This window comes from Trichococcus flocculiformis (assembly GCF_963662535.1).
Lineage (GTDB): Bacteria > Bacillota > Bacilli > Lactobacillales > Aerococcaceae > Trichococcus > Trichococcus flocculiformis.
In genome coordinates this window covers 1,745,270-1,758,962 of record NZ_OY759718.1, presented here as the reverse complement: position 1 = coordinate 1,758,962, position 13,693 = coordinate 1,745,270, and the positions used below count along the sequence as shown (strand labels likewise).

12 protein-coding genes are annotated in these 13,693 nt (G+C 45.8%); 1 reads left to right on the top strand and 11 read right to left on the bottom strand.

Annotated elements, in window-relative coordinates:
* Nucleotides 1-3: 3 nt before the first annotated feature.
* Nucleotides 4-915, bottom strand: a complete 912-nt coding sequence (truB, locus tag ACKPCD_RS08430; protein ID WP_321432934.1) for a tRNA pseudouridine(55) synthase TruB — start codon at nucleotides 913-915, stop codon at nucleotides 4-6.
* 173 nt (nucleotides 916-1,088) lie between these two features.
* Between truB and ACKPCD_RS08425 the strand changes: the two genes are divergently transcribed.
* Complete coding sequence (locus tag ACKPCD_RS08425; RefSeq protein WP_321432933.1) at nucleotides 1,089-1,940, top strand: fatty acid kinase binding subunit FakB; 852 nt, start codon at nucleotides 1,089-1,091, stop codon at nucleotides 1,938-1,940.
* A gap of 41 nt (nucleotides 1,941-1,981) precedes the next feature.
* Here the strand turns inward: ACKPCD_RS08425 and ACKPCD_RS08420 are convergent, their stop codons facing one another.
* From ACKPCD_RS08420 to tig, 10 genes are all read right to left on the bottom strand, one after another.
* On the bottom strand, nucleotides 1,982-2,245 hold the full coding sequence (locus tag ACKPCD_RS08420) for a DUF1294 domain-containing protein (RefSeq protein WP_276646665.1): 264 nt from the start codon (nucleotides 2,243-2,245) through the stop codon (nucleotides 1,982-1,984).
* A complete protein-coding gene (gene pepT, locus ACKPCD_RS08415; protein ID WP_321432932.1) occupies nucleotides 2,242-3,483 on the bottom strand; it encodes a peptidase T in 1,242 nt (413 codons plus the stop codon). Before pepT ends, ACKPCD_RS08420 begins: the two co-directional genes overlap by 4 nt.
* Nucleotides 3,484-3,497: 14 nt before the next feature.
* Nucleotides 3,498-4,631: a Nif3-like dinuclear metal center hexameric protein gene (locus tag ACKPCD_RS08410; protein ID WP_321432931.1), complete on the bottom strand. Its 1,134-nt coding sequence runs from the start codon at nucleotides 4,629-4,631 to the stop codon at nucleotides 3,498-3,500.
* Complete coding sequence (locus ACKPCD_RS08405; RefSeq protein ID WP_321432930.1) at nucleotides 4,628-5,329, bottom strand: tRNA (adenine(22)-N(1))-methyltransferase; 702 nt, start codon at nucleotides 5,327-5,329, stop codon at nucleotides 4,628-4,630. Before ACKPCD_RS08405 ends, ACKPCD_RS08410 begins: the two co-directional genes overlap by 4 nt.
* Nucleotides 5,330-5,465: 136 nt before the next feature.
* Nucleotides 5,466-6,602: an RNA polymerase sigma factor RpoD gene (gene rpoD / locus ACKPCD_RS08400; protein ID WP_086988621.1), complete on the bottom strand. Its 1,137-nt coding sequence runs from the start codon at nucleotides 6,600-6,602 to the stop codon at nucleotides 5,466-5,468.
* 26 nt (nucleotides 6,603-6,628) lie between these two features.
* Nucleotides 6,629-8,506: a DNA primase gene (dnaG, locus tag ACKPCD_RS08395; RefSeq protein ID WP_321432929.1), complete on the bottom strand. Its 1,878-nt coding sequence runs from the start codon at nucleotides 8,504-8,506 to the stop codon at nucleotides 6,629-6,631.
* A gap of 107 nt (nucleotides 8,507-8,613) precedes the next feature.
* On the bottom strand, nucleotides 8,614-9,888 hold the full coding sequence (locus tag ACKPCD_RS08390) for an MFS transporter (RefSeq protein ID WP_321432928.1): 1,275 nt from the start codon (nucleotides 9,886-9,888) through the stop codon (nucleotides 8,614-8,616).
* Between the two features lie 114 nt (nucleotides 9,889-10,002).
* On the bottom strand, nucleotides 10,003-10,611 hold the full coding sequence (yihA, locus tag ACKPCD_RS08385; protein WP_321432927.1) for a ribosome biogenesis GTP-binding protein YihA/YsxC: 609 nt from the start codon (nucleotides 10,609-10,611) through the stop codon (nucleotides 10,003-10,005).
* Between the two features lie 145 nt (nucleotides 10,612-10,756).
* Nucleotides 10,757-12,010: an ATP-dependent Clp protease ATP-binding subunit ClpX gene (gene clpX / locus ACKPCD_RS08380; protein WP_276641590.1), complete on the bottom strand. Its 1,254-nt coding sequence runs from the start codon at nucleotides 12,008-12,010 to the stop codon at nucleotides 10,757-10,759.
* A 248-nt stretch (nucleotides 12,011-12,258) separates the two neighbouring features.
* Nucleotides 12,259-13,539 carry a trigger factor gene (gene tig, locus ACKPCD_RS08375; RefSeq protein WP_288925556.1) on the bottom strand — a complete coding sequence of 427 codons (1,281 nt, stop codon included), beginning with the start codon at nucleotides 13,537-13,539 and terminating at the stop codon, nucleotides 12,259-12,261.
* Nucleotides 13,540-13,693 lie beyond the last annotated feature (154 nt).

Genomic DNA, 13,693 nt, shown 5'->3' with positions numbered 1-13,693 from the left:
TGATTATGATAGGAACATTTTTCTGGGTTTTATGTAACCGGCTTTAGTCGGATGCGCTTCGTACATCGCCACGATTTTGCTCTGATAGGTGAACAGAACCGGGCCATCCATCACTTCGAAAGGCCCCACTTTCGACAGAACCGCGCCATTTCTCACTTTATCCCACAGCTCATCATCAAGTGCTACCTGCCGATATGATGCGAATACCGAATCAATCGGTTTCAGGTTCTCGTCAATCACGTCATTCGCCATTGCTTCAGCCACTTGCTGCAACGTCAGGCAATCAGTCTGCGTGAAGCCTCCGCTCATCGTGCGGGTCAAACTTGACATGTAAGCCGGATAACCCAAGGCTGCCCCCAAATCGACAGCCAAAGTCCTCACATAGGTTCCTTTGCCGCAAGTGACCCGGAAACACCAGGACATCGTTTCGTCTTCCGCATGATAGACAGGTTCCGAAATCCGTTCAAAATGCATCACTTGGATAGTCCTTTGCGGCCTTTCGACGGTCAATCCTTTACGGGCATATTCATATAGCCTCTTGCCGTTCACCTTGACTGCGGAGTACATCGGTGGAACTTGAATGCTTTCACCTACCATTGCCTCCATGGCTGCGTCGATTTCAGCCAATGACAGCGTTCGATCGACAGGTGTCTTTGCGATCGGTTCACCTTGGCTATCTTCCGTCGTCGTAGCGACTCCGATAGTGATTTCACCTTCGTACGCTTTATCCGTATCTGTCAAAAACTCGACGACTTTCGTGGCTTTCCCGATGCAGATCGGCAAAACGCCATCAACTTCCGGATCCAAAGTTCCGGTGTGCCCAACTTTTTTTGTTTTCAGTATTTTTCTCAATTTGAATACGCAGTCGTGACTTGTCATACCGCGTTCTTTCCATAAAGGTAATATTCCATCCATATATTTGTAACCCACTTTCTTCTGCAACTAACCTATTATAGCATAATCTATTCTACAGGAAAAAACATCAAGATTAGAGGAATATGCCTGCAAATCATAAGGATAACTGCGTTACTTTTCCTCTAAAATCTGCTATGCTTAAGGAAATATGACTGTACTTAAGGAGAATCAATATGCCAAACTTCAAAATTGTGACCGATTCCACAACGGAATTGTCCGCAGAAGAAATTGACAGATATGGAATCACGGTAATCCCGCTTTCGTCCATGATTGAGAATGTGATTTATTACGACGGAATAACCATAACCAAACCTGAGTTCCTCGAAAAAATGATGAACACTAAAGAATTGCCAAAATCATCCCAACCATCCATGGGAACTTTCTTGGATAAATACAATGAACTGACAATGGATGGTAGTGAAGTCCTGTCCATCTACGTGACTGAAACATTGAGCGGTACCGTAAACTCCGCTCATCAGGCGGCTAAACTCGCCCACGGTAAGGTGACGGCCATCGATTCTCAGTTTTGCGCAAGAGCTGCCGCCTTCCAAGTGTTGGAAGCTGCAAAATGTTCCGCTGAAGGATTGACGGTCGCGGAAGCATTGCCTCGGATCCAGGCTGTCAAAGAGCGCACGTTGCTGTACATTTGCATCGTCAACCTGGAAAATATGGTCAAGGGCGGACGCATCGGAAAAACGATGGGCCGAATCACGACGCTGCTGAACATTAAAGCAAACCTGAAAATGATCGACGGTGCGTTGACTACCGACGTAAAAGGCCGCGGCACCAAATCAATCGTAAAACGGTACGAAGAGATCATCGCAGAACTAAAACAAAAATACTCGGATGTTGAAGCGATCGGCATCACGCATGACGGTTTGTCGGATTATTCGAACCAGATCATCGGCATGCTGAAAAACGCCTTCCCTAATGCCCAAATGCACACATCATACGCCAGCGCAAGCGTTATGACCCATGCCGGCCCCGAAGCCGTATCCTTCCAATTCCTGATAAAAAACAATTAGAAAATGCCGCTACTCCCGAATGGGGAATAGCGGCATTTTCTTCATATGAATACGAAATAAGTTGTTATTCCTATCAAGAGCGTACCCAAACCGAAGATTACCTTGAAAATCAGGTGTTTTGTTTTATGGCGAAAGTGATGCATCCCCAGGAATCCGCCTAACCCGCCCCCTAGAAATCCGAGCAAAAGTAGATTGCGTTCCGGTATGCGCCAAGCTTTTTGCCGCGCTTTCTTTTTGTCTACGCCCATCAATATAAAGAGCAAAACATTCGTCACAACGAGATACGTCAGAACGGTGTTTCTCATTGCTTTCCATAGCCTTGACTTTGTCTGATGATTTCCACGATGACAGCTACTGCTTTTTCCATTGATTGGACAGACACAAATTCATAGCGCCCATGGAAGTTTTCTCCCCCGGCAAAAATATTCGGGGTCGGCAAACCCATGAAGGATAATTTTGAGCCGTCAGTCCCGCCGCGGATCGGTTCGATGATCGGATTGATCCCCAATGCCTTCATCGCTGTTTCCGCCAAATCGACCGGACGCATATCGTTCTTCAGCACTTCACCCATGTTGTAGTATTGATCGTGCATTTCGATAGAAATGCGGTCCTCGGTCAATTCCTTGTTCATGCGCTCTGCCAGCGCAAGCATGGTTGTTTTCTTGTTCTCAAAAAGCTCCTTGTCATGGTCCCTGATGATGTAGGTCATCTTGCTTTCTTCCACATTGCCTTCAATGCCCAACAGATGATAGAAGCCTTCACGCTTTTCAGTCTTTTCAGGGACTTCATTTTGTGGCAAAGCGCCGTCGTATGCGATAGCTAATTTGATCGCATTCACCATTGCGTCCTTGGCAGTGCCTGGATGCACGTTTTTGCCACGGATCGTCACGATGGCTTGCGCCGCATTGAAACTTTCGTATTCAAGTTCACCCAACGGGCCGCCATCCATCGTGTAGGCAAAGTCGCAACCGAAACCGGCCACATCAAAAAGATCGGCTCCGCGGCCAATTTCTTCATCGGGCCCGAAGGCGACTTTGATGTCCCCGTGCTCTATGTCATCCGCTGCTTTTATCGCTTCCAAGGCTGTGATGATTTCAGCGATGCCGGCTTTGTCGTCAGCACCCAACAACGTTTTTCCATCGGTAGTGATCAATGTCTGACCGATGTAGTTCTTCAACGCAGGGAAGTCCTTGGGCGAAAGCATCACCTGCGCTTCCGCATCCAAAATCAGATCGTTGCCCGCATAGTGTTCCCAAATAAGCGGATTTACATTTGCTGCCTCGAAATCAGCTGTGTCCATATGAGCGATGAACCCGATTGTAGGGAACTCTTTCTCTGAGTTGCGCGGCAAACGTGCTGTCACGAATCCATTCGTTGCATTGTATTGGATATCCGAAAGCCCGATTTCTTCCAGTTCCGGCATCAAAACCATTTTTGCGAAATCCACCTGATTTTGGGTTGAGGGCACTGTCAGACTTTTTTCATCCGATCTTGTCTCGAATTTTATGTATTTAAAGAAACGGTCCACTAATTTTTCTTGCATGCTTTGACATCCTTTCACAATTGACTATCGAAAATAAAAGGATCCGTGTTGATTTCGGAAGCGATGACTTCCAGATCCCACTCATTTTCTTTTTTCCATTCAGTGAATAATTCCAATAATTTCGGTTTACAAATCTGCTCGATGTGATGGCCTGGGTCTATGACGGTCAGTCCATCAGCCTGCATATCGTGGGCCGTGTGGTAGTAGACATCGCCAGTGATGTACACATCCGCACCCTTTTTGATTGCTTTCCGGTAATATTTGCCGGCATCCCCGCCGCAGATGGCAACACGACTGATTGTCTGATCCAAATCAGCTGCTATGAAACGCATGCCCTCGATCTGGAAAACATCCTTGACGTACTGGATGAAGGAGCGCAAAGACATCGGCAAAGCCAAATTACCGACCCTTCCTAAGCCGTATTCGCGTTGGAAATTATTGATTGTGTATACTTCGTAGACGGGCTCTTCGTAAGGATGCGTTTCATACAGCGCCTCCAAGACATCAGCTAAGTATTTATCTTCGACGATCATTTCAATCTTTTTCTCTTGGACTTCCTCTGGTTCGTTTATATGGCCTATGGCAGGCTTAGCACCTTCCATGGGAGTGAATCGGCCAACGCCTTGCGCCTCAAATGAGCAATGACTATATTCATCGGAAATGTTGCCCGCTCCCGCATCGGCCATAGCCAAGCGGACACGATTGCATTCGGCATTCGGTACACATACGGATATTTTCTTCACAGGCACACGCTTTGTGACATCCATGATTTCAACGTCCAACAACCCCAATGCTTCAGAAAGCCAATCGTTCATCCCGTTATTCGCATTGTCGAGATTCGTGTGGGCCGCATAGACACTGATGTCATGCTTGAGCAAATCAACGTACATTTTTGTTTGCTTGTCGGATACATCCAGATTTTTCAACGGTCGGTAGATCGGCGGGTGATGGGAAAAGATAAAATCGGCTTTCTTCTCGATGGCCTCTTGGACGACTTCGGGACGGACATCAAGTGTCACCAAAATACGGCGGACCAGACGGCTTAGGTCTCCCAAATGGAGTCCCACTGGATCCCCGTCCTCTGCCAACCAAGTCGGAACATGCGATTCAAATAACTCGATGAATTCATAACCCGTAATGCTTGTCATTTCAGCACCTCTTTAATTTCATTGATTTTATTGATCACTTGCTGTTCTTTTTCATTCAGATCATTGCTTGCTTTTTGCATACTGTCCAATATGTATTGGCATTTATCGATTTCGGCTGACCATTTTTTGCGGAAAATACCATTTTTTTCCTGAAGCAGGAAACGTCCGAAGCTATATTCTAAATCGGTGTAGTTTTCTGGCGACTCTGCCTTCTCGGCAACGAGGATTTCATAAATCTTACCATTTTCTTCCAATATCGTTTCGTCGATGATTTTGTATTGATGGCCAATCAGCCATTCACGCAGTTTCTTTTCTCCGTTATTGGGCTGAAGAATCAATCGTTCCACACCGACCAGTTTATCTTTCAGTCTGCCTTTTTCCAGAATTTTGGAAATCAAGTCCCCACCCATCCCGCAGATGGTGACGACGTTGATATCGTCTGTCGTCTCAATTACATCCATGCCATCGCCAAGCCTAGCGCTGACGCTATCGCCGACTCCTGATGTTTTGATCTGTTCCGCTGCCGATTCGAATGGGCCTTTCACAACTTCCCCTGCCAATGCGTAACTGACGACATCGCGCGCCGCCAAAACACAAGGCAAATAGGCGTGATCCGAGCCTATATCGGCCAGTCTCGCATTTTTCGGCACAAAGCCTGCGACTGTCTCGAGTCTTACGGATAATTGTTGAATATTCAACCTCATCCCTCCCTTTCCATTTTTGCTGATAGTACTATTTTAGCACAATTCCCTTCCAGATATCCCATAAAACCTGATATCACTCGGAAAACGGCATAAGAAAAACCCGAGTGCAATAACTCGGGTCAGATGCTTATTACTCAAGAAAATCTTTTAATTGTTTCGAACGGCTCGGATGACGCAGTTTGCGTAAAGCTTTCGCTTCGATTTGACGGATCCGCTCGCGGGTTACGCCGAATACCTTCCCTACTTGCTCCAATGTCCTGACATTCCCGTCATCAAGACCGAAGCGCAGACGAAGAACGTTTTCCTCGCGGTCGGTCAATGTGTCCAACACTTCCTCAAGTTGTTCCTTCAGAAGTGTCTGAGCAGTATGCTCAGCTGGACTCAAGACTTCCTGATCTTCAATGAAGTCGCCCAAATGAGAATCATCTTCTTCCCCGATAGGCGTTTCCAAGGAAACAGGCTCCTGAGCAATTTTCAGGATCTCTCTGACTTTTTCGGTCGGAAGATCCATCTCGGCGCCGATTTCTTCAGGTGTCGGTTCGCGCCCAAGATCCTGCAGTAATTGCCGTTGGATCCGGACCAATTTATTGATCGTTTCAACCATATGCACAGGGATACGGATCGTTCTGGCTTGGTCGGCGATGGCACGGGTGATGGCTTGACGAATCCACCAAGTGGCATAGGTGGAGAATTTGAAACCTTTCGTATGGTCAAATTTTTCGACAGCTTTCATCAGACCCATATTGCCTTCCTGGATCAGATCCAGGAACTGCATGCCCCGACCGACATAACGTTTCGCGATGGAAACAACCAGACGCAAGTTGGCCTCAGCCAATTGCTGTTTTGCTTCTTGATCGCCGTCTTTGATGCGCAAGGCCAAATTGACTTCTTCCTCTGCGTTCAACAAAGGCACGCGGCCGATTTCCTTCAAGTACATACGGACAGGGTCATTGATTTTCACTCCGGGAGGCACAGCCATCGGGTCTTCTTCTTCGTCCTTTTTGGATGTGGCTGCTTTTTCTGGCTTCACTGTTTCTTTGGCAAGTTGACGCGCTGTCGGGCCGCCGTCTGCGTCTACGACACTGACACCGCCGTCTTCCATTTTTTGTATGAGTTTATCCATGTCATCCGCGTCCAATTGGAAAGGTGTAGCTATCTTATCAGCCAATTCGTCGTAGAAGACGGACCCCAGTAATTTATGTTCTGCGATCAGCTTTTTGGTTACCTGTTCTATCGTTAAACCTTGATCATTTTTTTCGATTGCCATAAAATGATTCCTCCATTCGATGCGGGCTATTTCTTTGTTGCTTTTAATTCTTTTGAGAGCGAAACGATTTCCAACATGATTGTCTTCAGACGTTCATTGTCATTTTTCTTTCGCGCTTCCTTCATTTCTGCCTGTTTCTTGGTCAGTTGGTCCTGTAAAGACGACTTGTCCCGGATGATATGGACGAGATCCTGAATTTCCTGATAGGTGACTTCCGAATCCAATTGGAACCATTCAATCTCCGTAATCACGTTTTGAAGAGCCGGATTATTGATGCGGTCCAAGAATTGATCGATATTGCCGACCAACCCATTCTGTCTGAAAAACTCTTCATACAAAATGTAGATTGTCTGGTAGTCATCATGGATGAAATTGAAATCCGCATCAATTTCATTCAGATACGACCAGACTTCCTCGAAATGAAACAGACGGTAAAGCAGCTGCTTTTCGCTTTGTTCTGCCTGTGTCACTTTGCGTTTGTTCGTGCTTGGATACATCGCGTGAGGAGCGGCATCATGCGGCGCGGTTCTCCTGACCGGCTCGCGCTCAGGCCTTTGCTGGAGCACCTCTTGCTGATAACCCTTCAATTGCTTCTGCAGGATATCGATCGGAATACTGAATTCATCCGCGATGTCCTTCATGTAGAGCTCCCTTTCGACTAATGAATCCAAGGGAGCCAATGCCTTAAGCATGGTTTCGATATAGGTGATGCGATTTTTTTCGGAATCCAGGTTCAGATTCATCTTGAGGTAGCGCGAATAGAACTGAATGACTGTCTCCCTGTTATTGTTCAGTGCCTTGGCGAATGCCTCCGGACCTTTCTGCTGGATGTATTCATCAGGGTCCATGCCTGCTTCCAGCGGGAAAATGGAGATATCGAAGTGCTTGTTGCGTTCCAGTATCTCTATGGCGCGCTTGGTCGCTTCGACACCAGGCCGATCACCGTCATAGGCAATGACTATTTTATCGGCGGTCTTCGTCAATATCCGGTTCTGTTCTTCCGTCAGACTGGTCCCCATCGAGGCGACGCCATTTTTCACACCCGCTTGCCAAGCGGATATGACATCCATATATCCTTCGAAAAGGATCACCTCTGAATGCCTTCGGATCTCACTGCGGGCTTTATCGAAGTTGAAAAGGAAATCCCGTTTGTTGAACAAAAGTGTTTCGGGGCTGTTCAAATATTTTGCTTCATGATAACCTGTATCATCCGCTGGGGAAGCATGCAGAATTCTGCCGGAAAAAGCGACCGTCTTTCCTTTAGCGTTCCGCAATGGGAAAATGATCCTGGCCGAGAAGCGATCAAAAAGTTCGTTCTGGCCTTGTCTATCCGTGAATATACCACTTTCCTGAAGGAGTCCTTCATCGAATGCCTTCGCTTTTAGCATTTGAAAGAGCGCCGTCCGATTGGAAGGGGAAAACCCTATTTGATACTCTTTTAGTGTCTCCGGGGTGAAACCGCGTTGGATCATGTAATCAAGCGCAGCTTGCCCCGTGACGGTATTCATCAGGACCTGATGGTAAAAGGCAGCTGCTTCCTCGTGGATTTGGATCAGTTTTTCCTTTTTTGACTGCAGCGGATTATCCTGTGCATGGCTTTCGTACGAGAAATCCAAGGCAATGTTGCTTAATTCGGCTGTCTTGATGACTGCCTCAACGAACGAAACGCCCTCGACATCCATCAAAAAGGTAAAAACATTCCCTCCTCTTCCGCAGCTGAAACAGTGGAAAATCTGTTTTTCTTCTGCAACAGAAAAAGAAGGGGTCTTCTCGTCATGGAACGGGCAAAATCCGAAATGATTCTTGCCTCTTTTTTTAAGTTGTACATATTGGCTGACGACATCAACAATATTCGTTTCGGTTCTGATTTGCGCTAATTTTTCTTCTGAAATACGTTCTGCCAAATGTCTCCCACCTTGAAGAAATGTCTTCATTTTATAAAAACGAGCATAAAGATGCAAATTAGATTTTAACACATTTTCGGCACACATGCAAACATTAATTCAAATGGTCAACTCTGCTGCTTTGCTTGCGGATCCGGAACTTGTACAAAGAACAGCAGTATCCCGCCGATCACGAACAGGATGATCAGGGTAAAAACGCCATCCAACGAGTTTCCTGTCAGCTGCGAGATGAGTCCGACCAGCAGCGGACCGACCACAGCCGCAAATTTCCCGAAGATGTTATAGAATCCGAAAAATTCGTTCGCTTGCTCTTTCGGGATCAATTGACCGAATAAGGATCGGCTCAACGCCTGCACGCCGCCTTGGGCTGTGCCCACAAGCAGCGCCAAAATGATGAATGTCAGCAACGAGTCCAACTGCAGCGCATAAATGCAGATAAAAATATAGGTTACAATGCCCACAAAAATCATGTTCTTGTTGCCGAAGCGCTTGGATGCTCGGCCGTACAGGATGGAAAACGGGAAAGCAACGAACTGGACCACCAGCATGACAACGATCAGTTCATTCGAAGAGAGCCCGATATCCGATCCAACCGCAGTCGCCATCTTGAAGATGGTCCCAACTCCGTCGATGTAGAAGAAATAAGCCAACAAAAATAAAAAGGCTTGTCTGTATTCCTTGATGTTCTTCAGCGTTTCCCATAATCTGACAAAACTCTTGCGGACCACATGCGGCTCTTTTTCGATGTAATAGTTCTGCTTGACATTCTTCCAATAAGGGATGGTGAAGATGAACCACCAAACCGCAGTCAGGATGAAGCCGCCCTTCACAATGCCGCTCGTGCTCAATGGCAAAATGCCGGTCAATTGGAAAAAAATGAAGATGACGAAAGGGATGGAACTGCCGATATAGCCCCAGCCGAATCCCGCCGAGGATATGCGGTCCATCCGTTCATCGGTCGTCACGTCCATCAAGGAGCCGTCATAAAAAATATTCGCTCCGGAAAAACCAATCACAGATAACATGTACAATCCCAACAGAAACAGCCAATTTGCAGCAGGCACAAATACAAACCCAATCGTTGCGAAAATGCCGGCCAACGTAAAGCCCGTAAACAAAGGATTGCGAAAGCCTTTGTAATCCGCGACAGCTCCCAATACAGGGGCAAGCAGCGACACAACCAGCGTGGCAGCCGCATTCGCATACCCCCAATAAGCTGTCGAGTCTGCATCCGCCAATCCGCCACTTTCCGCGATCGACTTGAAATACAAAGGGAATACTGCTGTTGTGATCATAATGGAATATGCCGAATTCGCCCAATCCTGCATAATCCAACTTTTTTCTTCAGTCGTGTAACGGCTCAGCTTTTCTTCAGTCCCCATATTGCCCTCCTATGTCCTATTCGTTCGACGACAAGCACCTTGTCTAACCCATCATAACGAATGGACGAAGAATGGGCAACACCCAATAGTAGGATGTTGCCCATTGTTTTTTTGTTAGTCCTGCGCAGCTTCATTATACTCAGCCAATATTCCTTCAATCAACGTCCAGGCCTTTTCAAAACCCTCTCCCGTTTCTTTTGAGAACATGATCAAGGACTCATCGCTCGGAAGATTCAACGCTTTCTTGATGCGATAAAAATGTTGATTCCATTTCCCGCGCGGTATTTTATCGCATTTGGTCGCGATGACCGAATAAGGAAGATTGTAATACTCGATAAAATCCTTCATCTGAATATCGTCTTCGGTTGGTTCATGACGAAAATCGACAACCAAAAAGACATGACGCAATGTGTCCCGTTGTGTAAAGTACGTCTCCAGCATCTGGCCCCATTTCGCCCGTTCCGTCTTCGAAACTTTCGCGTAACCATAACCCGGAACATCCACAAAATAAAATGAATTATTGATCAAATAGAAGTTCAAAGTCTGGGTCTTTCCCGGTTTGCTGGATGTCCGCGCTAACGCTTTACGATTGATCAACTTGTTGATGAACGAAGACTTACCCACGTTGGACCGTCCCGCCAAAGCAATTTCAGCAAAACCGGTGTCTGGGTATTGTTTCGGATCGACCGCACTCATTACGATTTCTGCTTCTTTTACATGCATTTGTTTTCACTCCTTCTCAAAGCCGTCTGCAATAAAACCGACGCTTAAAACCCTTCTTGCAATCGACTGCCATGACTAGGCGAAAAAATCCGGAAATCAGATTAAAAATTGTCTGATTCGCCGGACTTCAAACGCAAGCTCATGTTCAGTTGATCTGTTTGCCGTCTTCATCGAACAGCAACGGCGCACCGATGCCATTGACGGTGTTGTCCGTTATGACGCATTTCACGATTTCATCTCTGCTTGGGATATCAAACATGATGTCCAGCATGATGTTTTCGATGATGGAGCGCAATCCGCGGGCACCTGTATTTCTTTCGAGTGCTTTTTTGGCGATTGACCGTAATGCGTCATCTTCGAACACCAATTCGACGCCATCCAACTCAAGCAATTTCTTGTATTGTTTAACCAGAGCGTTCTTTGGTTGTGTCAGAATATGAACCAAATCATCTTCCGTCAACTTTTCCAATGCAGCCATAATCGGTAAACGGCCGATGAATTCCGGGATCAGGCCGAATTTCAACAAATCTTCCGGGATGATCTGCTGCATAATGCTCTTGTCTTCCAAATGTTTGGCTTGAGGGGAGCCGAAGCCGATGACTTTTTCGCCAAGACGCTCTTTCACGATGGTTTCGATGCCATCGAAGGCACCACCGACAATGAAAAGAATGTTCGTCGTGTCGATTTGGATGAACTCTTGTTGCGGGTGTTTTCTGCCGCCTTGCGGTGGAACGTTCGCAACAGTGCCTTCCAAAATTTTAAGCAACGCCTGTTGAACCCCTTCGCCACTCACATCTCTCGTGATCGATACATTTTCACCTTTGCGGGCGATTTTATCAATCTCGTCGATGTAGATGATTCCCCGTTCAGCACGCTCGACATCAAAATCGGCAGCCTGAAGCAGCTTCAACAGGATATTCTCGACATCCTCACCAACATAGCCAGCCTCCGTCAAACTTGTCGCATCTGCAATCGCAAATGGGACATCCAGGATGCGCGCCAATGTTTGGCCAAGGAATGTTTTGCCCGAACCTGTCGGACCTATCAAACAAATATTACTTTTTTGCAACTCTACATTATCATCTTCTGACATCATGCTCATTTGGCCGATGCGTTTGTAGTGATTATAGACGGCTACAGATAGCGTCCGTTTGGCTTTTTCTTGGCCAATCACATATTCGCCCAAAATCTTTTGGATTTCCTGCGGTTTTGGTACCTCGGTGAATACCGCTTCGCTTGGTGCATAGATTTCTTCTTCGATGATCTCTTTGCACAGATCTACACACTCATTACAAATATATACATCCGGCCCCGCAATGATCTTTTTCACTTGGTCCTGAGATTTTCCGCAGAATGAACAATGTATTGTCCCGACACTTTCATCATGGAACACAATCATTCTCCTCCCTAAATACTTACTTTCCGATCCAGCTGAACTTACCAGAATCCGCCATTTTCAGTAGCGCGGCAATCCGGTTGACCGCTTTCGAACGGTTTACATCTTAACACAGAAAGGAAAAATTGAAAAAGAATATGATTCGTTTACCTAGTGGGGGTTACAGCCCGAATATATCCCTGAATATAAACAGATGGGACACTGACTATGGAAGACAATGTCCCGATCTCTTTATTCTGTTTCAACTTTTCTTATTCTTCGATTGCTGAATCAGTGATGATGCTCATCGCTTTCTTCATTTGGATATCGTTAGTCAACATATCAGAGCTGACCAATCCGCGGACACGGTCTGCATCCATGTTGTATTGTTTCGCCAACTCTTCGATTTCTGCAGCGATTTCTTCTTCAGAAACGACGATGTTTTCATCTTTGATGATTTGTTCCAACACTAGAGATGTTTTCGTGCGTACATCTGCATCAGCTTCCATTTGAACGTGCAAGTCGTGTTCTGTAGTACCTGTGATTTGGTAGTACAATTCAGGAGAGATTCCTTGACGTTGCATATCATTCAGGAAAAGATCCATTTGACGGTGTACTTCATCGTGAACCATTACGTGCGGCAATTCAACGATTTCAGCATTGTCCACGGCTTGTCTCAAAGCTAAATCCTGAACAGCTTCGTCAGCTGCAGCATTTTTGCTTTCTTCCAATTCCTTGCGGATTTTTGCTTTCAATTCGTCCAATGACTCTACTTCTTCGTCGACATCTTTTGCGAATTCGTCATCCAAAGCCGGTAATTGTTTTGTTTTGATTTCGTGTACAACTACTTTGAAAGTAGCTTCTTTTCCTTTAAGATCTTCAGCTTGATAGTCTTCAGGGAAAGTCACGACAACCTCTTTTTCTTCTCCAGCTTTTACGCCGACCAATTGCTCTTCAAAGCCTGGGATGAATTGCTTAGAACCCAACTCTAAAGAATGGTTTTGATCTTTGCCGCCTTCAAAAGCCACACCGTCAACGAATCCTTCGTAGTCGATCACAGCTGTGTCGCCAAGTTCTGCGCCTTCTTCTTTAAGCACCAATTCAGCTTGACGTTCTTGTTTTTCTTTCAAGTTGTTTTCAACATCCTCATCGGTAACGACGCGGTCTTGTTTTTCAACTTTAAGATTTTTGTATTCTCCAAGCTTCACTTCAGGTTTCACTGTAACTTCAGCAGCGATAACCCAAGGCTGGCCTTTTTCCATGCTCTTGATGTCAATTTTTGGTTGAGAAACAGGATCCAGTCCAGCTTCTTCGATAGCTTGCGAATAAGCAGCCGGCAAAGCGCCGTTCAATGCGTCTTCGAATAAAGACTCTTCACCATAAATATTGTTGAAAACGTGACGAGGAACTTTACCTTTACGGAATCCAGGAACAGAAACGTTCTTTTTCACTTTGTTGAAGACTTTATCCATTTCTTGTTTGATGATTTCTTCTGAAATTTCAAATGTTAAGACACCATCGTTAGTGCCTGTTTTTTCCCAGTTTGCAGTCATTTACTTTCCTCCAAAAATATTGATTTTATTGCAATTAATTTGATATTGCACACTCTCCAATACTACACTAGAAAAGTGATGTTGTAAACATAAAGTGCTTAATTATTCCGTTTTCGTCCAAAAAAGACGCCTGTTATCCACGCTTCAACCAATG

Excerpts from the sequence above, each read along its gene's own strand:
- truB (WP_321432934.1), bottom strand. The coding sequence starts at position 915 with ATGGATGGAATATTACCTTTATGGAAAGAACGCGGTATGACAAGTCAC.
- ACKPCD_RS08410 (WP_321432931.1), bottom strand. The coding sequence starts at position 4,631 with ATGACAAGCATTACGGGTTATGAATTCATCGAGTTATTTGAATCGCAT.
- ACKPCD_RS08425 (WP_321432933.1), top strand. The coding sequence starts at position 1,089 with ATGCCAAACTTCAAAATTGTGACCGATTCCACAACGGAATTGTCCGCA.
- rpoD (WP_086988621.1), bottom strand. The coding sequence starts at position 6,602 with ATGGCAATCGAAAAAAATGATCAAGGTTTAACGATAGAACAGGTAACC.
- yihA (WP_321432927.1), bottom strand. The coding sequence starts at position 10,611 with ATGCATGTAAAAGAAGCAGAAATCGTAATGAGTGCGGTCGATCCGAAA.
- pepT (WP_321432932.1), bottom strand. The coding sequence starts at position 3,483 with ATGCAAGAAAAATTAGTGGACCGTTTCTTTAAATACATAAAATTCGAG.
- ACKPCD_RS08420 (WP_276646665.1), bottom strand. The coding sequence starts at position 2,245 with ATGAGAAACACCGTTCTGACGTATCTCGTTGTGACGAATGTTTTGCTC.
- ACKPCD_RS08390 (WP_321432928.1), bottom strand. The coding sequence starts at position 9,888 with ATGGGGACTGAAGAAAAGCTGAGCCGTTACACGACTGAAGAAAAAAGT.
- clpX (WP_276641590.1), bottom strand. The coding sequence starts at position 12,010 with ATGATTGTGTTCCATGATGAAAGTGTCGGGACAATACATTGTTCATTC.
- tig (WP_288925556.1), bottom strand. The coding sequence starts at position 13,539 with ATGACTGCAAACTGGGAAAAAACAGGCACTAACGATGGTGTCTTAACA.